This window comes from Arthrobacter sp. ov407 (assembly GCF_900102895.1).
Lineage (GTDB): Bacteria > Actinomycetota > Actinomycetes > Actinomycetales > Micrococcaceae > Arthrobacter.
The window spans coordinates 26,160-51,862 of record NZ_FNGD01000012.1 but is presented as its reverse complement, the minus strand read 5'-3'; the positions used below and the strand labels follow the sequence as shown (position 1 = coordinate 51,862).

The 25,703-nt window shown below is 66.7% G+C and carries 21 protein-coding genes and 1 tRNA gene; 15 read left to right on the top strand and 7 right to left on the bottom strand.

The window, feature by feature from the left end; translation table 11 throughout:
• Nucleotides 1-170 precede the first annotated feature (170 nt).
• The 6 genes from BLS42_RS15390 to BLS42_RS15365 all read left to right on the top strand — a co-directional run bounded on the left by BLS42_RS15390 (nt 171) and on the right by BLS42_RS15365 (nt 7,382).
• Nucleotides 171-671, top strand: coding sequence for an HNH endonuclease (locus BLS42_RS15390; protein WP_090582679.1), 501 nt, complete (start codon nt 171-173; stop codon nt 669-671).
• Nucleotides 672-769: 98 nt separating this feature from the next.
• The gene (locus tag BLS42_RS15385) at nt 770-1,447 is read left to right on the top strand and encodes a molybdenum cofactor guanylyltransferase (protein ID WP_090582677.1); all 678 of its coding nucleotides are present in this window, start codon (nt 770-772) and stop codon (nt 1,445-1,447) included.
• A gap of 21 nt (nt 1,448-1,468) precedes the next feature.
• Entirely contained in the window at nt 1,469-1,756 is a 288-nt protein-coding gene (locus BLS42_RS15380; protein ID WP_090582675.1) for a DUF6457 domain-containing protein, read from the top strand.
• Nucleotides 1,753-3,285, top strand: a complete 1,533-nt coding sequence (locus BLS42_RS15375) for a molybdopterin molybdotransferase MoeA (RefSeq protein ID WP_256336497.1) — start codon at nt 1,753-1,755, stop codon at nt 3,283-3,285. Before BLS42_RS15380 ends, BLS42_RS15375 begins: the two co-directional genes overlap by 4 nt.
• Nucleotides 3,286-3,385: 100 nt before the next feature.
• Nucleotides 3,386-4,258, top strand: coding sequence for a formate dehydrogenase accessory sulfurtransferase FdhD (gene fdhD, locus BLS42_RS15370; protein WP_090582673.1), 873 nt, complete (start codon nt 3,386-3,388; stop codon nt 4,256-4,258).
• 88 nt (nt 4,259-4,346) lie between these two features.
• Complete coding sequence (locus tag BLS42_RS15365) at nt 4,347-7,382, top strand: alpha-mannosidase (protein ID WP_090582671.1); 3,036 nt, start codon at nt 4,347-4,349, stop codon at nt 7,380-7,382.
• A 215-nt stretch (nt 7,383-7,597) separates the two neighbouring features.
• Here the strand turns inward: BLS42_RS15365 and BLS42_RS15360 are convergent, their stop codons facing one another.
• The 3 genes from BLS42_RS15360 to BLS42_RS15350 all read right to left on the bottom strand — a co-directional run bounded on the left by BLS42_RS15360 (nt 7,598) and on the right by BLS42_RS15350 (nt 9,971).
• Complete coding sequence (locus tag BLS42_RS15360; RefSeq protein WP_143019217.1) at nt 7,598-8,365, bottom strand: hypothetical protein; 768 nt, start codon at nt 8,363-8,365, stop codon at nt 7,598-7,600.
• 140 nt (nt 8,366-8,505) lie between these two features.
• Nucleotides 8,506-9,228 carry a hypothetical protein gene (locus tag BLS42_RS15355; protein WP_090582668.1) on the bottom strand — a complete coding sequence of 241 codons (723 nt, stop codon included), beginning with the start codon at nt 9,226-9,228 and terminating at the stop codon, nt 8,506-8,508.
• Nucleotides 9,225-9,971, bottom strand: coding sequence for a hypothetical protein (locus BLS42_RS15350; protein WP_090582666.1), 747 nt, complete (start codon nt 9,969-9,971; stop codon nt 9,225-9,227). The genes BLS42_RS15355 and BLS42_RS15350 overlap by 4 nt, the downstream gene beginning before the upstream one ends.
• Before the next feature lie 265 nt (nt 9,972-10,236).
• Here BLS42_RS15350 and BLS42_RS15345 point away from each other — a divergent pair, with 265 nt between their 5' ends.
• Complete coding sequence (locus tag BLS42_RS15345; RefSeq protein WP_090582664.1) at nt 10,237-11,904, top strand: ABC-F family ATP-binding cassette domain-containing protein; 1,668 nt, start codon at nt 10,237-10,239, stop codon at nt 11,902-11,904.
• Nucleotides 11,901-13,811: an ABC transporter ATP-binding protein gene (locus tag BLS42_RS15340; protein WP_090582661.1), complete on the top strand. Its 1,911-nt coding sequence runs from the start codon at nt 11,901-11,903 to the stop codon at nt 13,809-13,811. Before BLS42_RS15345 ends, BLS42_RS15340 begins: the two co-directional genes overlap by 4 nt.
• A gap of 32 nt (nt 13,812-13,843) precedes the next feature.
• On the opposite strand, the gene BLS42_RS15335 is transcribed toward BLS42_RS15340, so the two are convergent.
• The 3 genes from BLS42_RS15335 to BLS42_RS15325 form a co-directional block, all read right to left on the bottom strand.
• On the bottom strand, nt 13,844-14,254 hold the full coding sequence (locus BLS42_RS15335; RefSeq protein ID WP_090582659.1) for an NUDIX hydrolase: 411 nt from the start codon (nt 14,252-14,254) through the stop codon (nt 13,844-13,846).
• A complete protein-coding gene (locus BLS42_RS15330) occupies nt 14,251-14,772 on the bottom strand; it encodes a DUF6314 family protein (RefSeq protein WP_090582658.1) in 522 nt (173 codons plus the stop codon). Before BLS42_RS15330 ends, BLS42_RS15335 begins: the two co-directional genes overlap by 4 nt.
• 1 nt (nt 14,773) lies before the next feature.
• Nucleotides 14,774-14,846 (bottom strand) — tRNA-Arg (locus tag BLS42_RS15325).
• An 86-nt stretch (nt 14,847-14,932) separates the two neighbouring features.
• Here BLS42_RS15325 and BLS42_RS15320 point away from each other — a divergent pair.
• From BLS42_RS15320 to BLS42_RS15305, 4 genes are all read left to right on the top strand, one after another.
• A complete protein-coding gene (locus BLS42_RS15320) occupies nt 14,933-15,727 on the top strand; it encodes a DUF998 domain-containing protein (RefSeq protein ID WP_090582656.1) in 795 nt (264 codons plus the stop codon).
• A gap of 248 nt (nt 15,728-15,975) precedes the next feature.
• Nucleotides 15,976-16,467 (top strand): DUF7793 family protein, encoded by a 492-nt coding sequence (locus BLS42_RS15315; protein ID WP_090582653.1) that lies wholly within the window; start codon nt 15,976-15,978, stop codon nt 16,465-16,467.
• On the top strand, nt 16,457-17,986 hold the full coding sequence (locus tag BLS42_RS15310; protein ID WP_090582651.1) for a putative bifunctional diguanylate cyclase/phosphodiesterase: 1,530 nt from the start codon (nt 16,457-16,459) through the stop codon (nt 17,984-17,986). Before BLS42_RS15315 ends, BLS42_RS15310 begins: the two co-directional genes overlap by 11 nt.
• Before the next feature lie 504 nt (nt 17,987-18,490).
• Nucleotides 18,491-19,570: a hypothetical protein gene (locus BLS42_RS15305; protein WP_090582649.1), complete on the top strand. Its 1,080-nt coding sequence runs from the start codon at nt 18,491-18,493 to the stop codon at nt 19,568-19,570.
• Between the two features lie 136 nt (nt 19,571-19,706).
• Here the strand turns inward: BLS42_RS15305 and BLS42_RS15300 are convergent, their stop codons facing one another.
• Nucleotides 19,707-20,369, bottom strand: a complete 663-nt coding sequence (locus tag BLS42_RS15300) for a hypothetical protein (protein WP_090582647.1) — start codon at nt 20,367-20,369, stop codon at nt 19,707-19,709.
• Between the two features lie 115 nt (nt 20,370-20,484).
• Here BLS42_RS15300 and BLS42_RS15295 point away from each other — a divergent pair, with 115 nt between their 5' ends.
• The 3 genes from BLS42_RS15295 to sucC all read left to right on the top strand — a co-directional run bounded on the left by BLS42_RS15295 (nt 20,485) and on the right by sucC (nt 25,699).
• The gene (locus tag BLS42_RS15295) at nt 20,485-21,342 is read left to right on the top strand and encodes an inositol monophosphatase family protein (RefSeq protein WP_090582852.1); all 858 of its coding nucleotides are present in this window, start codon (nt 20,485-20,487) and stop codon (nt 21,340-21,342) included.
• A 252-nt stretch (nt 21,343-21,594) separates the two neighbouring features.
• On the top strand, nt 21,595-24,099 hold the full coding sequence (gene pcrA, locus BLS42_RS15290) for a DNA helicase PcrA (protein WP_090582645.1): 2,505 nt from the start codon (nt 21,595-21,597) through the stop codon (nt 24,097-24,099).
• Between the two features lie 430 nt (nt 24,100-24,529).
• Entirely contained in the window at nt 24,530-25,699 is a 1,170-nt protein-coding gene (gene sucC, locus BLS42_RS15285) for an ADP-forming succinate--CoA ligase subunit beta (RefSeq protein ID WP_090582643.1), read from the top strand.
• Nucleotides 25,700-25,703 lie beyond the last annotated feature (4 nt).

Below are 25,703 nucleotides of genomic sequence, written 5' to 3'. Positions count from 1 at the left end.
TTGCGTTGTCGCGCGGTGAACTTTCCGCGCTGAGGACTGCGCCGCTGAAAAAATATTCGGTGATCCGGCACCTGAGTGTTTACTCTTGTGTTGTCGATCCATAGCCCGACCATGCAGAGGGCAGCCGGCCCTCGTGCCGCTGGCGGGTGCGGCCGTGAAGAGGTATGCGGATGCGCACTCTCGTTCTGAATGCTGGATATGAACCCCTGGCGGTCATCACTTTCCGCCGGGCGCTCGTCCTTGTCCTAACCGGAAAGGCCAGCGTGGTGGCCGAAGGGGACGACCCCGTTGTTGGCCCCCAGGATGTTTTGGGCCGCCCGTCCGTGATCCTGCTGAACCGCTACATCCGGCCGAGATACAACACCATGACAGCGGTGAGTCGGCGCGGCGTGCTCCGCCGCGATGCCCACCGCTGCGCCTACTGCGGCAAGGCTGCCCACACCATCGACCACGTCCAGCCAAAATCCCGGGGCGGGGCCGATTCCTGGGAGAACCTGGTGGCGGCGTGCCTGCGGTGCAACAACGCCAAGAGCGACCACACGCCGGCGGAGATGGGCTGGAAGATCGGTTTTGTTCCCGGCCCGCCAAAGGGCGCCATCTGGCAGATCAAGGAACTCGAGAAGCCAACGCCGGCCTGGGATCCGTTCCTGCTGCCTGAATCAGCTGCCTGAACTGCCGCTTGAATCAGCGCCCTGAACTGCCGCTGGAACTACTGCCGGGCACGTCACGCCTGATTCGGCGGCAGCCGGCGCCGCGCTAGGCTGAACCGGTGGAGTTCGATGCCATTATTCTCGCCGGGGGACGGTCCTCCCGCCTGGGCGGTGTGCCCAAATCCGGGCTCGTCTACGACGGCGCCACCCTCCTTGAGCTGTCACTGCGCGCCGCGGGCGCGGCGGGGCGCACCGTCGTCGTCGGTCCTGACCTCGGCGACCTGCCCCGGGGCGTGCTGACCTGCCGGGAAGACCCGCCCTTCGCGGGGCCGGCTGCGGCCATCGCCGCCGGATTGGCCGCGCTGGCCGCCGGCCACGCCGGCGGGCGCGAAGAAGCCGCGCCGGCGCCGTATACCCTGGTCCTTGCCTGTGACATGCCGCGCTCGGCCGAGGCGGTCCACGCCCTGGCTGAATCGCTGGCCGCGTTTGATGCAGTTGCGCCGGAACGGGACGGGGGCGACGGCGTCATGGCCGTCTCGGTCGATGGCCGGAAGCAGCCGCTCGCGGGGTTTTATGGCACGGCTGCGCTACAACGTTGCGTTGCGGACGCCGCGGGCAGGGGCGGCCTGGAAAACGCGTCGGTCTTCGCCCTTCTTGCTAGGCTGGACGTGCGGGAAGTTCGCGTTCCCCCCGGTTCCACGGATGACGTCGACACCTGGGATGACGCGTCCGCATTAGGGGTATCCGGGAGGATTCCAAACCGCGGTCCGGGCTCCGGTCCGGAACTCCGCAGCTGAACTCGACCATGGAGGCAAACGGTGAAAAGCCAGGATGAAACGCTGGAAGACTGGTGCCGTGCCCTGCTCCAGGCCCTGGAACTGGAAGACGTTGAGATCGACGTGAACGAGGTCCTCTCACTCGCCGGGGTGGCCGCCCACTCTGTGGTGCGCCCGGCTGCGCCGCTGACCACGTTCATTGCCGGCTTTGCCGCGGGTCTGGCCTCCGGCTCCGGGCAGGCCACGGACTCCGTGTCCATGGAGGCCGCGATGGCCGTGGCGCGCCGGCTCGCCAAGGACTACGCAGCCGCCGAAGCTTCCGGGGCATGACGGCTGCGGCCCCGGAGGGCAGCGGACCCACTGCCGAAGGTAAAGAGAACCTCAGGGACGGCGCTAAAGAGAACCTCAGAGAGGGCGTTAAAGGCGACCTCACTGACGGCCCCAAAGACCCTCAAAGCCCCGCGGATCAGGACGCAGCGGCCCCGGACACGGCGGACGAAGACGCTGCCGGCCAGGACACAGCGGACCCGGACAAGGCGGAGGAGCCGCGCAGGCACCTGGCCCACACGTGGCAGGAGGCCCGGCAACTCGCGTTCGACTGCGCCGTTCCCATCCCGGCCGCCCCCGTCCCGCTCCGGCAGGCGCTGGGCCGGACTCTCGCAGCCGACGTCGTTGCCCTGCAGGAGATGCCCCACTACGCTTCCTCTGCCATGGACGGCTGGGCTGTGAACGGCAGCGGTCCGTGGATCCTGGCCGAACCCCACCAGCGGCTGGCACCGCACGAAGCAAGTCCGATTGCCACCGGCGGCCTCATCCCGGCCGGGGCCAAGGCGGTGCTGCGCAGCGAAAGCGGCATCATCGGCGCCGACGAGGACGGCCTGCCCGTCCTGAAACTGGGCGGCAACGCGAAACCCGGGGATCCGCGGAACGGGGACCACATCAGGAAAGCGGGGGAGGAAGCCGCCGCCGGCGACGTCCTGATCAAACGCGGCACCGTCCTGAACCCCGCCCACCTGGCCCTCGCCGCGCTGGCCGGAAGCGACACCCTTCCGGTGCTCGGCAAGGCCGTGGTGCGCCTCGTCCTCACCGGCTCGGAGGTCGTGACGTCCGGGATGCCGGCACCCGGGCAGGTCCGCGACACTTTCGGGCCCCAACTGGCAGCGGTGGTGGGAATGCTCGGCGGGATCTGCACCGAAGAAGTGAAAATCGGCGACACCTACGCCGAATGGCTCGCCGCACTCGAAGACGGCGAACCTGCCGCTGAAAGTCTGCCTGCCGACGTCGTCATCACCACCGGGGGCACGGGTCGCTCGGGAACGGACCACCTCCGGCGTTCGGTCGCCGAGCTCGGCGGCCGCCTGCTGATCGACGGGGTCGCCATGCGGCCGGGCCACCCAGCCGTGCTGGCCGAGCTGCCGGACGGCAGGTACATCCTCGGCCTGCCAGGAAACCCGCTCGCGGCCATGATGGCACTGTCCACGATCGGAGCCCCACTCCTCGCGGCCCTGGGGCACGGACCCATCCCCCCGCTCAGCGAGGTGCCCTGCGGCTCGACCATTGACGCCGATCCCGGCCGGACGCGGCTCATGCCCTTCCGGCTGCTCTATGGCATGGCGTCGCCGGCGCAGCACACCGGCCCGGGAATGATGCGGGGCCTGGCCGCCGCCGACGGCGTGCTGGTGGTCCCGCCCCATGGCGTGCAACTGGGGGAACTGGTCCCCGCCTTCGCGCTCCCATGGGGTGCGCCGCTGCCTGACACTTCGGCAGCGCCCGCCGCGCAGAAGCCGGCGGCGAAGCGGACCGCCAGGAAAACCCCGGCCAGCGACGGGCCGGTGGACTGGAGTGCCCTCCTGGGCTGATCCCTGGCCCGCTGCACCGGCTTCAGGATCAGGCACTTAGAATGATGGAACCAGCCAAAGAATCAAGACAACCGCACAACAAGTTGCTTAGGAGCACCGGATGGGCCGTGTGACGCAGCGCCGCAAAGTGCACAAGATCGTCCTGGACGGGTCCCCGCAGGCCCTCGAATTCCCGGTCCGGCACCGGGAGGACGTCCTCGCCGTCGAGGAACCGCTGGAAATCCGGCTCGGAGACATGTCATTTTCCGTCACCATGCGAACGCCGGGCAATGACTTCGACCTCGTCGCAGGGTTCCTCGTCTCAGAGGGGATCATCTGGGCTCCCGAGCAGCTGGTCTCGCTCAGGTTCTGCGCCGGCGAAGACGCCGACGGCATCCAGACGTTCAACGTCGTGGAGGCTCAACTCCGGCCCGACGTCGTCCGGCCCGAGACCGGACGAAACGTCTTCACCTCCAGTTCCTGCGGCATCTGCGGGACGGACTCGATCGATGCCGTGCGCAAGTCCTCGCACTACAGCCCGGCACAGGATCCGTTGACGGTTCCCGTGGAAACGCTCGCAGCCCTCCCGGACGCCCTCCGGTCCGCCCAGGCAGTTTTTGACGTCACCGGCGGCGTGCACGCCGCCGGACTCTTCAGGATCTCCGACGACGGCTCGGCTGAGTTGCTGTGCCTCCGCGAAGACGTCGGACGGCACAACGCGGTGGACAAGGTGGTGGGCTGGGCGCTCCGCGAAGGCCTGCTGCCGCTCCGGGGCACCGTGCTTCAGGTGTCCGGCAGGGCATCGTTCGAACTTGTCCAAAAGGCATCCCTCGCCGGAATCCCGGTCCTCGCCGCTGTCAGTGCCCCCTCCAGCCTGGCCGTCGAGCTGGCCGAGGCCAGCGGGATGACCCTGGCCGGGTTCAGCCGCCGGACCAGCCTGAACGTGTATGCAGGCCAGCAGCGCGTCGCGGTCCCGACCCCCGCGGCCGGGTAGCGCAACACTTGGCCAACAGGTTCCTCTCCGCGTAAGTTTTATCCATCGATTGGAGCCAATCGGACCCCCAGCGCTGAAGAGGATCACATTGCACGACGACCGCCGTCTTACGGAAGTCCGGCTGGACCGCTTTCTGCGCGACCGCATCGCCCCGGCGGTCTACCCGCGCAGCGTCCCGCTGACACTGAGCAGCTGGGACGCACCGGACGAACCCGTGCCGGTGCTGGAGGCCCTGCGGCACGAGTTCACGCCGCAGGAACACGGCGCGGCTTGGGGCCGGCCGTGGAGCACCAAGTGGCTCCGGCTCCGAGGTGAAGTGCCGGACACCTGGGGAACCGCCGCGGGCACCTCGGTGGAAATCCTCGTGGACCTGGGTTTCAGCGGCGACCTGCCGGGCTTCCAGTGCGAAGGCATCGCCTGGCGGTCCGACGGCACCATCATCAAGGCCATCTCGCCACGGAACCAGTACATCCCGCTCAAGCTCCTGGGCACCGGCATGGCCGTCGACTTCTACGTCGAGGCCGCCGCCAACCCCGACTTGTCCCAGAACTGGACCTTCGCCGCCACCCCCTACGGCGACAAAGCGACGTCGGGCAGTGAGCCGAAATACCGCCTCGGCAGGATCGCCATCGCCGAACGCAACCAGGGGGTGTGGGAACTGCAGCAGGACATCCTCACTCTTTCCGGGCTGATGCACGAGCTGCCCATGGACCTGCCCCGCCGCCACGAAATCCTGCGGGCGCTGGAACGCATGCTGGACATCATGGACCCCGACGACGTTGCCGGTACCGCAGAGGCCGGACGGGCCGCCCTGGCCGCCGTCCTGTCCCGGCCGGCCTACGCCTCGGCGCACCAGCTCGTGGCCACGGGCCACGCCCACATCGATTCGGCCTGGTTGTGGCCGGTACGGGAAACCATCCGCAAGTGCGCGCGGACGTTTTCCAACGTCGTCGCGCTGATGGACGAGTATCCCGATTTCATCTTTTCGTGTTCCTCGGCCCAGCAGCTCGCGTGGATGAAGGAGTACTATCCGGAGCTCTTCGGGCGCATCCGGGACAAGGTCCGCGCCGGCCAATTCGTTCCCGTCGGCGGGATGTGGGTCGAATCGGACTCGAACATGCCCGGCGGCGAGGCCATGGCGCGGCAGTTCCTCGAGGGCAAGAGCTTTTTCCTGACCGAATTCGGGGTGGAGTGCCAGGAAGCATGGCTCCCGGACACGTTCGGGTATTCCGCGGCGCTGCCGCAGATCATCAAGGCCGCAGGCAGCCGCTGGTTCCTGACCCAGAAGATCTCGTGGAACCAGGTCAACAAGATGCCCCACCACACCTTCAACTGGGAGGGAATCGACGGCACCCGGGTCTTCACCCATTTCCCGCCGGTGGACAGCTACAACTCCGATCTCAGCGCCCGGGACCTGGCGCACGCAGAACGGAACTACCGGGACCACGGACGCGGAGGCACCTCGCTGGTTCCGTTCGGATACGGCGACGGCGGCGGCGGGCCAACACGCGAGATGCTGGCCGCGGCGCAGCGCACGGCGGACTTGGAGGGATCCCCGAAGGTGCGGATCGGCTCGGCAGCCAGCTTCTTTGGGCAGGCCCAGGCCGAGTATGAGCCCCTGCCGGTCTGGGTGGGTGAGATGTACCTGGAGCTGCACCGCGGCACCTACACCAGCCAGGCCAAGACCAAGCTGGGCAACAGGCGCAGCGAGCACCTTCTCCGGGAGGCGGAGCTCTGGAGCGCCACCGCGGCAGTGCGTGCCGGGCACAGCTACCCTGCTGCGGAGCTCAAGCGCCTCTGGCGGCTGGTCCTGCTGCAACAGTTTCATGACATCCTGCCGGGCAGTTCCATCGCGTGGGTCCACCAGGACGCCGAACGGAACTACGCCGCCGTCGAACGGGGGCTGGAAGCGATCATCACCGACGCCGCGGCTGCGGCCCTGGGCACCGGCAGCCGGGAATTCCTCCTCAACGCAGCCCCGCAGGAGCGCCAGGGCGTGCCGGCCCTGGCCGCTGCCGAGCCGGTCCGGCCCGGGCGGCCGGTAGAGGTCACCGAAGCGGACGGCGGCTACGTCCTGGACAACGGCGTCATCCGGGCCGTGGTGGATGCCAACGGTCTGCTGGTCTCGCTCTCAGACCGTGCCACCGGACGTGAGGCGATTGCTCCCGGCGAGTTCGGCAACCTCCTGGAGCTGCACCGGGACACGCCGAATGAATGGGACGCGTGGGACATCGACGCCTTCTACCGCCGGAACGTTGTCCGTCTGGTGGAGGCGCGTTCGGTGACGCTGGAGCGCGCCCCCGGAGGGGAAAGCCCGAACGCCGTCGTGGTGGTGGAACGGATGGCCGGCTCCTCGGCCGTGACCCAGCGGATAGCGCTCGCCGCGGGCGCCGACTCGCTCGCGATCACCACCCTCGTGGACTGGCAGGAGGGCGAAAAACTGCTCAAGCTGGGCTTTGCCCTAGACGTCAGGGCGGACCGCTCGGCGGCGGAGACGCAGTTTGGGCACGTCTTCCGCCCCACCCATGTCAACACGTCCTGGGAGGCCGCGAAATTCGAGATCTGCGCCCACCGCTGGATCCACGTCGCCGAGCCGGGCTACGGGGTGGCGATCTCCAACGGCTCCAGCTACGGCCACGACGTCACCCGCAATGTCCGGGAGGACGACGGCGGGACCACCACCACAGTGCGGGTCTCGCTCCTGCGAGCACCGAAGTTTCCCGATCCCGGCGCGGACCAGGGCAGGCACGAGCTGCACGTCACGATCCGGCCGGGCGCCACCATCGCGGACGCCGTCGAAGAGGGCTACCGCACCAATCTGGCCCCGCGGGTGGTGCAAGGGGCCCACGGAGTGGAACCGCTGGTCACCGTGTCCAACCAGGCCCTCGTCGTTGAAGCGGTCAAACTCGCTGAAGACGGCTCCGGCGACGTGATTGTCCGGCTGTACGAATCGCTGGGGGAACGGTCCACAGGCCTCCTGACGGCCAATTTCCCGGTCCGCGGGCTACACGCCGTGGATCTGCTGGAACGGCCCGTCGACGCCCCGGGCGTGACGGCGGGCCTCGATTCCGCCGAGCTCACGCTGCGGCCGTTCCAGCTGGTCACGCTGAGGTTTGTGCGCTGACGTCGAGCGAAAACAGCGCCTGAGGCTGCCGGGGTGGCGAACGAAAACCCCTTAAACAGGCTGAGTGGTAGCGGTCCCTGCGGACCGCTGCCACTCATCCCCCCAATGGCGCTTGGACGACTGCCTCTGCTTCGCACGGCTGATTTCCGTACACGAAGCGATTGCCGCTTTCACACATTCATGATTCTCTCACGGTCTAATGATTTTGTGAATGCCTACCCTTTGTTCTTGCGGAATGTTGCGCGAGCGTTACCAGATTCCTTGGCGGCGAGCCCGGAAGCCCAGAACAGTCCCAGGCCCAGGACATAGCCCACGACGGCCAAATAGTTGACCGTCTGCTGCGCGAGGATCCAGGTAACAGGGGCGAAGCAGGCGGGGACGCTGCAAGCGGTGGCGAGGGCGCCGAGGCATGTCAGGAGGGCCGCGGCACGCACCAGCCGCGGCAACTGGCTCCTGGTGGTGGCCAGCAATGCCGGCAGCAGGGCGACAGAGACAAAGGCGGGATAGGTGCGGCCTGCCGCGGCGTAGAACGGCGCCAGGACGGCATTTTGTCCACCGTTGTCCGTGATGTCCAGCATGCCGGCCGAGGATCCGCGGGTGTCCATGAGGAAGAAGGTCACCGCCACGGCGACAGCGCTGATGGCCAGGGCCCAGCGTCCGGGCGGCCCCGCAATGAGACGGTAGCCGCGCTCGTCTGCCAGTCCGGTCGCCAGGCGCAGCCCGACCAGCAGGACCGCCGCGAACACGAGGAAGCGCAAGATCAGGTGGGCGAGATTCCATCCCCCCAGTGCCCCGTCGATCGCCTCATAGGGGCCGGATACCGAGAGCAGGCTGCACAGGGTCGCGAGAACCAGTATCCAGAACACCGTCCTGTTGCGGCCGTGGATCGCATCCGGGACGCGGAGGAACAACACCACCGAGCAGATGATCAGCGTGCCCCATTGGAGGTACGCAATCATCCCGGTTTCTCGCATATCACTCACCTGCCCAGTCCCCAGACAATCAGGATTGCCGTTCTGGCCCGTTCATATTCCCACGCCTGCGCATTTCTGTTCCAGCGCTCATCTGTTCCAGCGCTCAGGGCGGTGGGCGCCATCCGCCCGGCCCCCTCGGGGGCGCACGCCTACCGGCGCAATGGCTTCCTTGCCGCCCGTACCCGTCCCACCCAGATCAGGGCAAGGCCCACTGCCAGGCCCAGTACGGCCGTGGAACTGATGACGTACTGCAGGTACGCAAGGCTACGCGGCAACATGTCGCTGAGTGACAGGACAATCATCGCGACCGCGCCGACCAGCAGCATCGCGGCACCCGCGCGTACCACCCGCGGCAGAATCCGGCGCTTCAGGACACCCAGGATTGGCGGCAGCAGGCACGCCGCCACATAGGAGGGATAGAACCTGCCGGCAACGGTATACAGCCGGATCAAGTCCGTGTTGTGGGGACTCTGGTCCGGCAGATGGGTCAACCCGGTGGAGGTGCCGGCGGTATTTGCCATCAGGAAGGGAACCACGGTGGCAACCGAAACTGCGGCGAGTACTGCCATGCCGATGGGGCCGACGATGAACCAGACGCTTCGCGCCGAGTCGAACCCCTTCGCGATTCGGTACCCGGCCAGCATGACGGCCCCGTAAATGACGAAGCGCAGAAGCAGATTGGCGACGTTGTGGCCGCCAAGGAACGAATCGAGGGCGGTGTAGCCGACGTCGATGCTTAGCGCCAGGGCGAAGGTCATGAGCACGAAGATGCCGAACAGGGAGCGGTTTTGGCCCCGGACGGCGCTGGGAACCCGGGCGGCCGCGAGGAGTCCACAGACAGCCAAAGTGGTCCACTGCAGGATCGCGATCATCCGAGATTCTCCCAGATCTTCTCTGTCTGGGCTTGTTCGTGCTCGTGGCGCCGCAGCGATTTTCCGAGCGCTTGAAGCCGCTCTCCGGCCAAAGCGGCAAGTTCTCCGTCGGAGAGTGCATCCAACGCTGACTGTTTCGCCCCCGGCACCCAGCCGGCCTCATCCTCAGTTATCAGGCCGGTGGCTACGAGTCCGCCCGTAAATCCAACGCCGGCCGCCCGGGCAGTCGCGACCACCAGTTCGGGTGACAGCCGATTGGCCGTCAGCTGGGCCGAATAGTTTTGCGGTGCGACTCCGCTGGCAGCCGAAACGCGGTGACGCAACTCGCCGTCGTCAATCGCGTCGACCCAATTCCGGACGGAAGTGGCGTGCGGGGCCGGGCTCAGCGCGCGCATGGAGGCACTGTCGCTGTCACCATAGCCGCCGTAGGCCGGGGACGACCGGGAAATGACCGCGCGCAACAGGTCCATGGTGGCAACCTGGCTGACGAGTTCGGCTGGGGTCGGCGGCTGCGGCGGGGCGCCGAGTTCCGCATAGTGGTCGAAGGACGCGAGTTCCGTCAGCGGGCTCAAATCCAAGGCCCGGCTGATGCTGACCAGGGTGGTTTCAGCCACCTTTCCGCGCACCAGCTGCTGCGCAAGGGTGGTGCGCTTGATCCCGGAGATCCTGCAGATATCGGCTGTGCTCGCGGACGGGGCAACCCGATGAAGCCACAGTTGGAACGCCTTTGCGGGTAGTGGCATCTAGGGCTTCCTGCGGAGTCGATGGGCAGTATGGCTACTGGCATGCGGTGGGGCAGCGGCGATTGAGGCGGGGGATCGAAGCGGCGTGGCGGTGAGGGCTGGGATTTTACGTGAGGTCCTAATTCAACTATGCTAGATGGTCGAACCCGCTGGTCCGTACACCCCCCAAGTCCGGACCGGCGGGTTCTTCTATGCCCGGCTAGTTTTCGGCCCGCCGGGACGGCCGGATGGAGCCCGTTCCCGGCCGCGGTGAGAGGATGAACTAATGACTGCAACCCTTGTTGCGAAGGACCTTTCCGGTGGTCACGACCACCGCACACTCTTCTCAAAGCTGTCCCTGACCGTGGCGCCCGGTGACGTCGTCGGCGTCGTCGGGGCCAACGGTGCCGGCAAATCCACCCTGCTGCGCCTGCTGGCCGGCGTCGACGATGCGCAGGAAGGCACAGTGAGCCTGGCCCCCGCCGACGCTTTTGTGGGCTGGCTGCCGCAGGAGCACGAACGCATTGCCGGCGAAACGGTCGGCGGTTACATCGCCCGGCGTACAGGCTGCGCACAGGCGACCCTGGAGATGGAGTCATCCGCAGAGGCGCTGGGCTCCGGCGCTCCCGGCTCCGACGACGCCTACTCCCTGGCCTTCGACCGCTGGATGGCCTCCGGCGCCGCCGATCTGGAAGACCGCGTCCCGCCCGTCCTGGCGGACCTTGGCCTGGAGGTGGGGACCGACGCCGGAATGACCGGGCTCTCCGGCGGCCAGGCGGCCCGCGTGGCGCTCGCCGCCCTGCTGCTGAGCCGGTTCGACATCGTGCTCCTGGACGAACCCACCAACGACCTGGACCTCAACGGCCTGGCCAAGCTCGAGGCCTTCGTGCAGGGCCTGCGCGGCGGCGCCGTCCTGGTCTCGCATGACCGCGAGTTCCTGGCGCGCTGCGTCACCACCATCGTGGAACTGGACCTCGCCCAGAACTCTGTGGCGGTGTATGACGGCGGCTACGAGGCCTATCTGGAGGAACGCGCCGTCGCCCGCCGGCACGCCCGGGAACGCTTCGAGGAGTACGCCAACACCAAGGCCGACCTCGTCTCCCGGGCCCGCACGCAGCGCGAATGGAGCTCCCAGGGCGTCCGGAACGCCATGAAGAAAAACCCGGACAATGACAAGATCCGGCGCGCGGCCAGCACCGAGTCCTCCGAGAAGCAGGGCCAGAAGGTCCGGCAGATGGAGTCCCGCATCGCGCGGCTCGAAGAAGTTGAAGAGCCGCGCAAGGAATGGCAGCTGCAGTTCAGCATCGGGGCGGCCCCCCGCTCCAGCGCCGTCGTGGCCACCCTGCGCGACGCCGTCGCGCAGCAGGGCGACTTCACCTTGGGCCCGGTGAACCTGCAGCTGAATGCGGGGGAGCGGATCGGGATCACGGGTCCCAACGGCGCCGGCAAATCCACCCTGCTCCGTCTCCTGCTCGGCGTCCAGCAGCCCGACTCCGGTGACGCCTCCATGGGCGCATCCGTGGCCATCGGGGAGATCGACCAGGCCCGCGGCCTGCTGGCCGGCGAGCTGTTGCTCGCAGACGCCGTCGAAGCCGTCCTGACGGACCAGACCCCGGCGGAGGTGCGTACCCTGCTGGCCAAGTTCGGGCTCAAAGCCGATCACACCAACCGTTCCGTCGACTCCCTCTCCCCGGGGGAACGGACCCGCACCGCCCTGGCGCTGCTGCAGGCCCGCGGCGTCAACCTGCTGGTGCTGGACGAACCCACCAACCACCTCGACCTGCCCGCCATTGAACAGCTCGAGGAAGCCCTCGACAGCTATGACGGCGCGCTGCTGCTGGTCACCCACGACCGCCGGCTGCTGGAAAACGTCCGCCTCGACGCGCGCTGGAACGTCGAGAACGGCGTCGTCAACGAATTGCACGCCGATGCCCCGAAAGGCAACACCAAATGAGCATGGACCGGGTCGCCTGGAGCTCCCTCTACAACATCACCCGCGCCTCCAGCGGTTCCAAGCCGTTCTCGAAAGCGACCCTGAAACGCGTCTTCAGCTTTGCCCGCCCCCACCGCGGCAAGCTGATCGCCTTCGTGCTGCTGTCCATTGTGATGGCCTTCCTGGCCGTCGCCACCCCCGTCCTCGCCGGGCAGGTGGTCGACGCGATCATCGCCCACGCGGATGCCGCCACGGTGATCTGGCTCGCCGTCCTGATCGCCATCGTCGCGGTCGCCGAGGCCGGAATCGGCCTCGTGACGCGCTGGATGTCCTCCACCATCGGTGAAGGCGTGATCGTGGACCTGCGCACGAAGGTCTTCGACCACGTCCAGAAGATGCCGATCGCGTTCTTCACCAGGACCCGGACCGGGGCCCTGGTCAGCCGGCTGAACAACGATGTCATTGGCGCGCAGTCGGCCTTTGCCGGCACGCTCTCCGGCGTGGTCAGCAATGTCGTGGCCTTGGCGCTGACCCTTGCGGTGATGCTGAACAAATCGTGGCTTGTGACCGTGCTCGCCATGATCCTGCTGCCGATCTTCCTGATCCCGGCCCGCCGCATGGGCTCCAAACTGGCCGATCTGCGGCGCGAGGCCGCCGAACACAACGCCACCATGGGCACCCAGATGACCGAGCGCTTTTCCGCGCCGGGCGCCACCCTGGTCAAGCTCTTCGGCCGCCCCGACGAGGAGTCCAGCGAGTTCGCCCTCCGGGCCGGCCGGGTCCGGGACATCGGCGTCCGCACCGCCATGCTGCAGTTCACCTTCGTTACGGCGCTGACGCTGGTCTCGGCCCTGGCCCTGGCGCTGGTCTACGGCCTGGGCGGCTGGCTCGCACTCGAGGGGCAGCTGGCCGCGGGCGATGTCGTGGTGCTCGCGCTGCTGCTCACCCGCCTGTACGCGCCGCTCACCGCACTTTCGAGCGCACGGGTGGAGGTCATGAGCGCCCTGGTCAGCTTCGAACGCGTCTTCGAGATCCTGGACCTCAAGCCGCTCATCCAGCAGAAGCCGGACGCGGTGGCCTCCCCGCCAGGTCCGCTCTCGGTGGAGTTCGACAACGTCCGCTTCGCCTACCCCTCGGCGGAGAAGGTCTCGCTGGCCTCGCTGGAGGACGTGCTGACCCTGGATACCCGCGGCGGCGAGGAAGTGCTGCACGGCATCAGCTTCCGGGTGGAGCCGGGGCAGACCGTTGCCCTCGTCGGCTCCTCGGGAGCGGGCAAGTCCACCATCGCACAGCTCCTCTCGCGCCTGTACGACGTCGACTCGGGCGCCATCCGCTTCGGCGGCACCACGCCCGGGACCGGCGTGGACGTCCGCGACCTCACGTTCGACTCGATGCGCGGGACCCTCGGCATGGTGACGCAGGACGGTCACCTGTTCCACGAGAGCATCGCCTCCAACCTGCGCCTGGCCCGCCCGGAGGCCACCGACGAGCAGATGTGGGATGCGCTGCGGCGTGCCCGGCTCGAAGACATGATCATGTCCCTGCCCGATGGCCTGGACACCGTGGTGGGGGAGCGCGGCTACCGGCTCTCCGGCGGCGAGCGGCAACGCTTGACGATCGCCCGGCTGCTCATCGCGCAGCCACGGGTAGTCATCCTCGACGAGGCCACCGCCGCGCTGGACTCCACGAACGAGGCCGCGGTCCAGGAGGCGCTGGGCGCCGCGCTGGAAGGCCGCACCGCCGTCGTGATCGCCCACCGGCTCTCGACGATCCGCGCAGCAGACGCGATCCTCGTGGTGGAGGACGGCTCGATCGTGGAGCGCGGAACCCACAGGGAGCTCCTCGCCGCCGAGGGCCGCTATGCGGAGCTGTACCGCACGCAGTTCTCTGAGGCCAGCGCGGCGGCCCAGGAATCTGTGCCCGGGTAGCCAGCCGGGGTGGCTTGGGGCCGGTGCTGGTCCTAGCCCGCTGACGGTTTGGCGGACAGGGCCGGGAGCACATGGTCCGTCAGCAGCGGGGCGAGGTCACCGGGCAGTTCGGCGGCCAGGTCCAGCCAGCGGATCTCGGCGATTTCCGCCGAGGGCCGGGCGCTCCACACCCCCGGAGCCGTGAAGACGGTGGCCTCGATCTGGGTGGCTGCCTCGTTGGCGGCATCCGCCAGCCAGCAGCCCAGCAGATCCAGCCGGTCCGGGGCCAGCACGATCCCGACTTCTTCCTGGAGCTCACGCGCCGCTGCCTGCGCCGCTGTTTCGCCCGGCTCGGGTTTGCCGCCGGGATGCATGAACTTGTCCGTGCCCCGTTTGCGGACGGTCAGGAGGCGTCCGGAGCGATCGAAGACGCAGACGGCGGAGACGACAATGCGCGGGTTCACTCAGCACGCCTAGGGTCCTGCGCGGCGCCTGGTCCTGCTTCCAGCCGGTGCAGGACGGTCTCCAGCAACTGGTCCTTGGCGGGCCCGGTGACGTCCCAGCGGTAGCCGCATGCGTCCGGCCCGAGGAGCGTGTACGTCACGCGGTACGTGTCAGGGTCGCACCAGTGCACATCCTGGTTGGCCTGCCCGGTAAAGCCCATGCGGTGGAAAGGGCGGCCGTCCGGGAAGTGCACGTCCAGGACATCGGGCGTGTCCGCCGGCTGCAACAGATATTCGCGGCTCGCCGGCCCGGTGAACGGCGCGCCGCTCACGGAGGCCCAGCGCACGGTGCCTTCTTCATGCCACAACAGGCCGCCGTCGTCGTGGGCCGTGAAGCGTACGACGCCGGTGAAGGTTCCGCTGGTCCCGGTGTTGCGGTCCAGCAGTGTGCGGTCGACGGACCAGGAGCCGCGCAGGTAGGCGCGGAGGTCAAAGTCCGGACCCGTGTCCGGGGTTTCGTCCGGGGCAGGAATGTTCAAGTGCCCTCGATTGGAATCGAACCAACGACACCGGCTTTAGGAGAGCCGTGCTCTATCCACTGAGCTACGAGGGCGGGCATCCGGGGCGGGCGGCCTGGGGCCGGTCCGGTCGGACACGGATATAAGCATACAAGGTGAGCGCGCGTACTACGCTCTTGGCATGACTGCAGGAACCACCGAGCTTTCCGCCGGAGCCCTCTACTACCCGGATGTGGCAGCGACCCGGTTTTATGTCGGGGCGCTGGCGAAGCTGAGCGTGCTGCAATATTTCGTGGCGGAGGCGGCTGTGATCGGCGCCTGGGCGGGAGAAGAACCATACAGCCGCCGCACGGGCTTCATTAGCGATCTCGGCGCCCTGGCGTGCGGGGAATTCGACGGCAGGGATGTCTGCTCGCCGGCGCATCTGCTGATGAACGCGTCCTTTGTGGTTCAAGGCCTCGGCATGATGATCGGGGCGATCCTGCTCGGCTCGGCGCTCCTGTGCTGTGCCGCGCGGCCCGGCGTGCCCGTCAGGCGCGGCCGGGTGCCCGGCAGGGTGCCGGGCAGGGCGCCGGGCAGGGCGCGCTGGGCCGCGGGAGGGGTGGCAGCGGGCGCCGCCCGGCTGCTGACCGGCACCGCCGGTGCGGGAACGATCATCGTGGGGCTGGTGCCCGAAGACACGGGATCGGCCTGGCACGTGGCCGGCGCCCTGATGTACTTCGCAGCCGGGGCCCTGGCGCTCTTGGTCCTCGGCTGGCTTTGGCTGCGGCAGACGCCGCTCGGGTGGCTCATCCTGGCCTGCGGCGCCGTAGCCCTGGCGGCGCTCATTGCGGGCGGGCTGACGGGCATGCACGTGCCGGAACCCGGCACCCTGGAGCGGCTTATGGGTTACCCCATAACTGTTGGCATCGCCGCGGCCGGTCTCGTCACCGCCCAGCGGGTCCGGCAGGAGCGCACGTTACGGAGGGCGTCATAATCGGCCGGAATCGCCGGGGCGGACGAGGATCCCGGCACCTCGGGGTGTCTTTGTCTCACAAGCGTCTGAGCTTGCATTATCCTAAGGTCACTCACCGGAAAGTTCCGGGGCCTCGTGCGCGAGCAGTCTCTGGCGCACGCCGAAATGACGACTTTGTAGTCTATGGGGACAAATGTTCGATCAGCTAGTCTCGCCGCGCATTGCCGCAGCCATTGCATTCGTCGATCCACGACCGGAACAGCAGCCCCATGACCGCTGAAGCGCTCGCAGCACCCGATGAGAGGTTCCCCGACGAAGCTACGGCGACTCCGGGTCCTGCCCCCGAAACGGATCCTGTTTCGGCGGACGGCACTGCCTCCGCCGTGCGCACCGGCGCGGCGGCTCCGATCGGCCTCAGTGTGGTCGACCGTGGAATCATTAAAATTGTTCTCCCACCCAACGAGGAGATCGCGGGGGCCGAAGCGCGGGTAGCCGGAGGGGCTGTCCGCGCACTTGCCGACGGCCGGCGCGTGCCTGTGCTGATTGTCATCACCGGGGTGGTCGGCGTCAGCGTCGAGGCACGGCACGTGTACACCGGCTCGATTGCTGCTTCGGCGTTTGCAGTAGTGGGCGAGAGTCCTGTGGACCGGGTCATCGCCCACTATCTTCTCAGAGCCGGGAACGAGACGATCCCTGCACAGTTCTTCACGTCCGAGACCGAGGCCGTCGAATGGTTAGGGCAGTACACGAGTGAAGACTGATCCGCCGGACCCAAGGCTCCACGCCCTCGTGGAGGGAATCGTTCGGATTGCCGGAGGCGACCTGAGCACCAGGATCCCGCATTCCGGAGCCCGCGACGACGTCGCCGCCGTCATTGCCGGTATCAACTTGATGGCCGATGATCTGCAGACCATCTACCAGGAGCTGGAGGAGCGGGTCGAGAGCCGCACGGCCATGCTGCGGGCGGCGCAGGTGGAACTCGAACGCATGGCGCTCACCGACCCCCTGACCCAACTCGCCAATCGGACCGCACTGAACTCGGTCCTCAGCCATGCCCTGGCGGAGTCCTCGCGCGGTGAGATGCCGCCGGCTCTCCTGATTCTCGATCTCGATTCTTTCAAGGGCATTAACGACACCCTGGGACACAGCGCCGGCGACGATGTCCTGCGGGTGATCGCGCGCCGGCTCCAGGACGCCGTACGCGAAACGGATACCGTGGCGCGTCTGGGCGGCGACGAATTCGCCGTCATGTTGCCGAAGTCCAATCTGGTCCGGGCACGGAGGGTGGCGAACAGGATCCTCACGGCGCTTAGCGAGAGCCTCGACGTCGGGGACCTGAAAATCACGTGCGGAACGAGCATCGGCCTGCGGATCGCGGAACCCGGCCAGTCCGTTGACGACCTGGTCATGGAGGCCGACACGGCCATGTACGCGGCCAAGGCGCAGCAGCACAGCAGCATCAAAGTGTTCGAACCGGCCCTGTTGTACGCCCGCCGGCTGCAGAGCGTCATGATTACGGAAATGCGCGAAGCCATCCGGCAGGACCAGCTGACCCTGCACTACCAGCCGGTGGTGGACCTCGCCTCGGGCCGGATCGAGGGCGTCGAGGCGCTGGTCCGGTGGAACCACCCGGAGCGCGGCCTGCTCATGCCGGACCAGTTCATTCCCCTGGCCGAGGAAACCGGCATGATCGTGGACCTGGGCCACTGGGTGCTGCGCAATGCCGTGCGTCAATTACGCGACTGGCAGCAGGAACTGCAGGTGGACAGCACGTTCAATGTCCGCGTCAACATTTCCACCACCGAACTTCAAAATCTCGACCTGATCGAACATGTGCGCGACATTCTCAGGGAAACCGGCGTGGATGCATCAAACCTGATCGTCGAGCTGACGGAGTCCATGGCCGTCAACGGCGGGGACGTCGACCAGTATTCGCTCAACGGCCTGCGGCGCCTCGGCGTGCAGCTTGAAATCGATGACTTCGGGACCGGCTATTCCTCCATCAGCTACCTGCGCAAACTTCCCGTCAACGTGGTCAAGATCGACCGGAGCCTGATCAGCGGCCTGGGCGATGACGAGGAACAGCGGGACTTTGTGGCCGCGGTGCTGCACCTCATCCACGCCTGCGGCCTCAAAGCGTTGGCCGAGGGCATCGAGACGGTGGAGCAAGCCGACATGCTCCGGGAGATGGGCTGCGGCAGCGGTCAGGGCTATTATTTTGGCCGGCCCGCGCCGGCCGAGGAAGTTGTGGACCTGATCAGCCTGGGCAGGGCGCAGTAGGACGTACTCTTACGGCAGCGAACCACGGCGGTTGTGCCTTGATAGCTTGTTGCCGGGCAAAACAATAGCTCGTTGCCGGGCAAAACAAAGGGCGGGAGCCGGAAGTAGATCCGGTCCCCGCCCTTTGCGGTTCCTGACTCGTTTACTTCGTGGTGGAGTTCGGCCACCACTCCATAGCCGATACCGAGCCCTGACCCGAGTTGTCACCTGTTGCCGAGATGGCAGCAGAAGCGGAAAGGCCCGCTGCGGCAAGAGCACCGGCGACAAGGAGAGTTGCGAGAGTTTTCTTCATGAGGACTCCTGATACGTAAGAGACTGATGGGGCTCGTGTGATGCGAGTTCAGTATAGGGTCATTCGACAAGCCATGAAGTAACAATCTGTCGAGCGACCACAAATCCTGTGTTATCCACGCGCACGCCTGCGCCGCTCTTGCGGGAATCCTGCATGCGACTAACTTGCGCGCTTGGCCATTTCCACTGCCGGGGCAACGGATAATTGAGTTCATGCAACTAGATTCTCTTCCACCCGCATACTTCGTTGCCGAGCTTCAGGCCCGGCAGTACCGGGAAGAGCATGACTTCCGTGCTGCCTCCCGCAGTGCCGGGGAAGCCGCCGAGATTGCTCTAGCCGCTGAGGATTGCGCTGCGGAATGGGACATGAGGTTCTTCCAAGTAGAGAACTTATTGGATGCCGGGGAGTACGACGAGTCCGCCAGACTTGCTGCTGTTTTGGTCGCGGGTTCGTCAGCAGCCCTTTCAGCGCAGCTCCGGGCAAGAGCCCACATCCTTATGTCGCAGGCCAAGCACCGTGCCGGGTTTCTGGAAGAGGCCGCTGCATCGGCACGCACAGCCGCGGACCTCACTGCGGACGACGCAGACCTCGAAACAAACGTCAAAGCTCGGCATGCCTTGATTGCTGCGCAGGCAGACTCCGGCCTACTGGAGGAAGCCTGGGCTGAGAGTCTGGTCCTCGCCAGCATCATTTCTGACGATGTAGACGAACAATTGGCCGGCAAGGCGTACTGGGTCATCGGTAACGTTGCGTTTCTGTGCAACATGGTGGAAGAGGGTTTGCGGTATCACGAACTTGCCGCCGCGACATTCTCGCCGGCCCGGAACCTGGACGTCTGGGCAAAGTTCAACAAGGCGTCTGCCGCGATGCGACTGGCTGCAGACATCGCTGACGCAGATACGTTACGTTGCATCGAGCGCGCAGAACTGGCCACGGATGTTATAGGCGGAAGCCCGAATGACTTCAACCTACTGAAATTGAATCGTGCCCACTGGACGTACCTGGCCGGCGACGTCGAAGCCGCCATCAGTGTCCTGAACGATCTCTGCGGACTGGAAGAGGGACTCTCACCCCAGCGGACGGGTGAGGCCTGCCTGCTCCTCGGCAGGGCGTACATCGCAACGGGCGACAAGATTGCAGCGCGGCGGGCGCTCGCGGAGGCGGCCGCACATTTCGAAAGTGCCGGCGCTCCTCACCGGGCCCAGCAGACCCGTGACTTCGTCAAGGCCGAACTGGGCGGGCGCTCGTTCAAGTCGTGGCTGGTTCGTGTGATGGGTTCTGGCCGCAGCTGATCCCATTTTCCTGGGCATGTCCTCCGCTGCCGCCCAGGACTGGACATAACGGGCCCATGTCCAGTGGTCGGTGCCAGGGCTGGGCAAGTCCTGCCGCCGTGGCTGTGGACGTGAGTCACATGTCCATCGAGAACGCCTAGGGCTGGGCATGTCCCTTGGCCGGACCTGTGCCTTGATCGGCGGAGGCTGTCTTCCGGCCAAGGAGCACGGCAGCGCCGCCGGCCACGAGGCTCAGCGCCAGAAGTGCCCAGCCCGCCACCGTGAGCATGGACGCCAGTGCGACCTGACCGCCGTCGAGGCTGCCTGTGGACAGCATTCCGTCGATCACTGTGTTGCCCCACAGCCTGACCGCCGCGAAGAGCAGCGGCAGCGACCACAGCGCCCAGCGCAGGGATTTCCGTGCCACGTTGGTTCCGATCAGCAGCAGCCAAGTGAAGCCAAAGATCAGCGGGAAGAGCGTGCCGGCGGTCTTGTGGACGTAGCTCAGCTGGCCCCGGGCGTCGGCGTCCATGGCCGCGCGCAATTGCTCCACGAACCCCTGGTCAAAACCGCCGACCATCGAGTCGGGCATTGCCTGGCCGCCCGACAACTGAGTGAGCTGGTTGAGGGTGAGGAGGTGCAGGTACCAGAACAGGAACAGGCTGACGACGACGCCGGCGATCACAATCAGATTGCTGTTGCTCTGTGCCTTCTGCGGTGTCCGGTCGGTGGTCGGATTGATCACCGGCGGGAGATGGTGCTGGGGGACCGCCGCGTTAGCGCCGTGCTTCTTGATCCGCTGCGCGGGTGTCTTGGCCATGGCTCCATTATCGCCCGTCCGGCACGGCCGCCCGCCACAGCCGCCCGCACGGCCATTCGGAACAGCCGCCCGCGCCGGCTGTTCACTGCCAGTGGGCGCCGATAGTCTGGGACGCGTGACCGAACTAGGAAAACACCGGCTTGGCCGGCACAGCACGGCAGAACTCGACCCGTCACTGGACGACTACCAACTGGCTGAGGCCCTGGTCCGCGAGGCCGGGACGCTGGCGCTGTTGATGCGGCAGGCGGGGCTTGAGGGCAGGCAGAAGACGTCGGTCTCGGACGTGGTTACTGCCGCCGACCACGCCGCCGAGTCTTATGTGCTGGAACAGCTTCGACGCTGCCGGCCCGATGACTCCGTCCTGGGCGAAGAGGGCGCCTCCGTGGCAGGCAGCAGCGGCCGGACCTGGGTCATTGATCCCGTCGACGGGACTTTCAACTTCCTGCATGGATCCACGTACTGGTGCTCGGCCATTGCCTTGAAGGATTCCTCCGGTGCAGGACTCGGCGCCATCTTCCAGCCGGAGGAGGACAAACTTTGGCTGGGCGGGACGTCCCGGGCAGCAACGCTCAACGGCGAAAAACTGGTGACATTCCTCCCCGGCGCGTCGGGAGGCACGGGGCGGTCTGACACGCCGGTGTCTGAACTCGGCGCGGCAACGTACATCCACCCGACGTGGCTTGCCGATCCAATGTGTGCCATGCCCTGGCATGCTGCAGCGACGTCGGCGGCCGCGCTTCGCATGTTCGGGTCGGGCTCCTGCGACCTCGGCCGGGTGGCGGACGGGGAGCTCGGCTGCTGGTTCCAGCACAGCTGCCCTGAGTGGGACTGGCTGCCCGGGAAGGCAATCGTAGAGGCGGCCGGCGGCGCGACCGACGTCGTGCGCGTCAATGGACTCGACTGGTTCATTGCGGGAGGCGCGACGGCGGTGCGGCAATTGCGTGCCGCGCTCAGCTCGGGCGCCGTCAGCTAGGCTCCCCGCCGGCAGGACCTCGCTGGAGAGCATGCTCATTCCCAAGTGCAGTCTCCGTGGGACATGCTCATTCTTCGCTGCCGTGCCGGGGAGGGCATGCTCATTCCAAGGTGCCATCTCCGGGGGACATGCTCATTCTTCGCTGCCAGGGCTGGACATAAAGGGATTATGTCCACTGGGCGCGGGCAGGGGAGGGCATGTCCCGAGCGGCGGACGCCGCTGTCAGTGGCACCGCCTAGACTTGTTAACACCATGGATATGTTGTTTGACCCTTACGCCGACGGACCCTTCCAAGCTGCCTCCAGGACGGCGGCAGCCACAAAATCGTCCCTCGGAACAGGCTCGGCAGCGGTGGGTTCCGCTCCCGGCTGGGGCCCAAACAGCGCCGAGGGCGGCCACGAGGGGGACCGTCCGCCGCTTCCGAACGCCGCCGAACTCCTGGAGGGGCTGAACCCCGAGCAGGAAGAAGCGGTCAAGCACGCCGGCAGTGCCCTGCTGATTGTGGCCGGTGCGGGCTCGGGCAAGACCCGGGTGCTCAGTAACCGGATCGCCTACCTCATCGCCACGCGGCGGGCGCACCACGGCGAGATCCTGGCCATCACCTTCACCAACAAGGCCGCGGCCGAAATGCGGGAACGGATCGAGGCGCTGGTCGGCGGCCGGGCCAAGACCATGTGGATCTCCACCTTCCACTCCTCCTGCGTCCGGATCCTGCGCCGCGAGGCCAGGAATGTCGGGCTGAACTCCAACTTCTCGATCTACGACTCCGCGGACTCGCTGCGCCTGATCACGCTGGTCGCCAAGAACCTGGACCTTGACCCCAAGCGCTTCGCGCCCAAGGCCATCCAGCACAAGATTTCCGCGCTCAAAAACGAGCTGATCGACGCCGACAGCTACTCCTCCAGCGCCAACTACAACGATCCCTTCGAGCAGGCCGTCGCCGAGGTCTTCAAGGGTTACACCCAGCGGCTGCGCCAAGCCAACGCCATGGACTTCGATGACCTGATCGCCGAGACCGTCTACATGTTCCGGGCCTTCCCTGCGCTCGCCGACTCCTACCGGCGCCGCTTCCGCCATGTCCTCGTGGACGAATACCAGGACACCAACCACGCCCAGTACGCCCTGGTGCGCGAGATGGTCGGCGAGGGCCCTGACGCCGCCGAGCTCACCGTCGTCGGCGATTCAGACCAGTCCATCTACGCCTTCCGCGGCGCGGACATCCGCAACATCGTGGAGTTCGAGAAGGACTACCCGGACGCCCGCACCATCAAGCTCGAGCAGAACTACCGCTCCACCCAGACCATCCTCAGCGCCGCCAACTCGGTGATCTCCCGCAACCCTAACCGGCCGGAGAAACGGCTCTGGACGGCCGAGGGCGACGGCGAAAAGATCGTCGGCTACGTTGGCGAGAACGAACACGACGAGGCCCAGTTCATCGCGAAGGAAATCGACCGGCTCCAGGACGAGGGCAACCTGCGCCCCGGCGACGTCGCCATTTTCTACCGCACCAACGCCCAGTCCCGCTCGATCGAGGACGTCCTGGTCCGCGTCGGGCTGCCCTACAAGGTGGTCGGCGGCACCCGCTTCTACGAGCGCAAGGAGATCAAGGACGCGCTCGCCTACCTGCGCGTTCTGGTCAACCCGGACGACGACGTCAACCTCCGCCGCATCCTCAACGAACCCAAGCGCGGGATCGGCGACCGTGCCGAGGGCGCCGTCGCCTCCCTCGCGCAGCGTGACCGGACTTCCTTCATGGCCGCCGCCAGGCGAGCCGATGAAGCCCCGGGCATGGCGACCCGTTCGGTCAACGCCGTGCTGGGCTTCGTGAAACTCCTCGACGACCTCGCCGAGGTGGCCTCCGGCTCCGGCGCGGCCGAGGCGCTGGAAGCCGTGCTGGAACAGACCGGCTACCTCGCCGGGCTGCGTTCCAGCACCGACCCGCAGGACGAATCGCGGGTGGAGAACCTCGCCGAGCTGGTCGCCGTCGTCCGGGAATACGAACGCGACAACCCCGAAGGCTCGCTCGGAGCCTTCCTGGAGCAGGTCTCCCTCGTGGCCGACGCCGACCAGATTCCGGATGCCCCCGGCGCCGATATCGACGCCGCCGTCGCCGAAGCCAAGCGGCTCGGCGTCGTGACCCTGATGACCCTGCACACTGCAAAGGGCCTGGAATTCCCGGTCGTGTTCCTGACCGGCATGGAGCACGGACTGTTCCCGCACCAGCGCTCCGCCACGGATCCCAAGGAACTGGCCGAGGAACGCCGGCTGGCCTACGTGGGCCTGACCCGGGCCCGGAAGCGGCTGTACCTGACCCGCTCCGAGGTCCGCAGCATGTGGGGCCAGAGCCAGTACAACCCCGCGAGCCAGTTCATCGAGGAGATCCCCGCCGAGCTCGTCGAATGGAAGCGGGAAGGCGCCAGCCGCCAAAGCGGCGGTTGGGGGAGCGGCGCCGCGATCGGTTCCAGCCGGTACGGCGGATCGTTCTGGGGCGCCGGGACCGCCCGCGGCGCCGGTGCCAGCCCGTCCGCCGGCTTCAACGCCGATGTACCAGCCGCGGTGGCCAAGAACAGGGTCCAGCCGCAGAAGGAAGTCGTCGCCGTCAGTGTGGGGGACAAGGTCAACCACACCAGCTTCGGCAACGGCACCGTCCTTGCGGTGGAAGGCGCCGGGGACAAGACGGTCGCCAAGGTGAAGTTCGACATCGGCGAGAAGCGGCTGCTGCTGCGCTACGCGCCGCTTACCAAGCTGGACGCATAGCTGAACGCCAAGCTGGACGCCTAGCTGGACGCAGAGCTGAACTCATAGCGGGAGCCGAGAGGTTGGTCCGCGCCGGCACCGGAGACTGATCCGCCGTGCCGCACGCTGCCGGCAGAGCGGCCTGTTCCCGCGCACGTTACGAACGTGCATTTGCCGCGGCCGCCCAGGCCCTCGGCACGCCGTCGGACACCCCAAAAACCCCGTAATCTAGCGGTTTTTCTACGCTTCATAGAATAGTGTCCTTACTCACATAACGGGTACTCTGGAACGGGCTGGTCCGATCGAAGGACTAGAGTTCCCAGAGGAGCATTGCGCCGTGTGGCTCGTTTCCAAGCTTGTCGCAGGGCGCGTTTATTCCGCAGCCCGGTAACCGCGAGTACGTGGGGTCCGGCTGTACAGAAACTACTTCGACGTAGAAGGACACTAAACCGTGGACCTGTTTGAATATCAGGCGCGCGATATGTTCGAGGCGCACGGTGTACCCGTGCTTGCTGGCATCGTGGCGCACACCCCTGAAGAAGCAAAGGCAGCTGCCGAGAAAATCGGCGGCGTAACTGTCGTAAAGGCGCAGGTCAAGGCCGGAGGCCGCGGCAAGGCTGGCGGCGTCAAGGTCGCGAAGACCGCTGACGAGGCGCTTGAACACTCCACCAACATCCTCGGGATGGACATCAAGGGCCACACCGTCCACCGCGTGATGATTGCCCAGGGTGCAGACATCGCCGAGGAATACTACTTCTCCGTCCTTCTGGATCGGGCCAACCGCAACTACCTGGCCATGTGCTCGGTAGAAGGCGGCATGGAAATCGAGCAGCTCGCCGTTGAGCGCCCCGAGGCCCTGGCCAAGATCTCGATCGACCCGGCCGTAGGCATCGACCAGGCCAAGGCCGACGAAATCGTCGCCGCAGCAGGCTTCGCCGAGGAACTGCGTGGCAAGGTCGCCAGCGTAATCCTGAAGCTCTGGGACGTTTTCAAGAAGGAAGACGCCACCCTCGTGGAGGTCAACCCGCTGGTCCTGACCGGCGCCGGTGACATCGTTGCCCTCGACGGCAAGGTCTCCCTCGACGAGAACGCCGACTTCCGCCACCCCAAGCACGCTCACCTTGAAGACAAGGACGCTGCTGACCCCCTCGAGGCCAAGGCCAAGGCGCAGGACCTCAACTACGTCAAGCTGGACGGCGAAGTCGGCATCATCGGTAACGGTGCCGGTCTGGTCATGTCCACCCTCGACGTCGTTGCTTACGCCGGCGAGAACCACGGCAACGTCAAGCCCGCCAACTTCCTGGACATCGGCGGTGGAGCGTCCGCCGAGGTTATGGCAGCAGGCCTCGACGTCATCCTGGGCGACCCGCAGGTCAAGTCCGTCTTCGTCAACGTCTTCGGCGGCATCACCGCCTGTGACGCCGTCGCCAAGGGCATCGTCGGTGCACTGGCCGAGCTGGGCCACTCCGCGAACAAGCCGCTGGTAGTCCGCCTCGACGGCAACAACGTTGAGGAAGGCCGCCGCATCCTGGCCGAGGCCAACCATCCGCTGGTTACTCTGGCCGCCACCATGGACGAGGGCGCCGACAAGGCTGCCGAGCTCGCCAACGCAGCGAAGTAGAGGG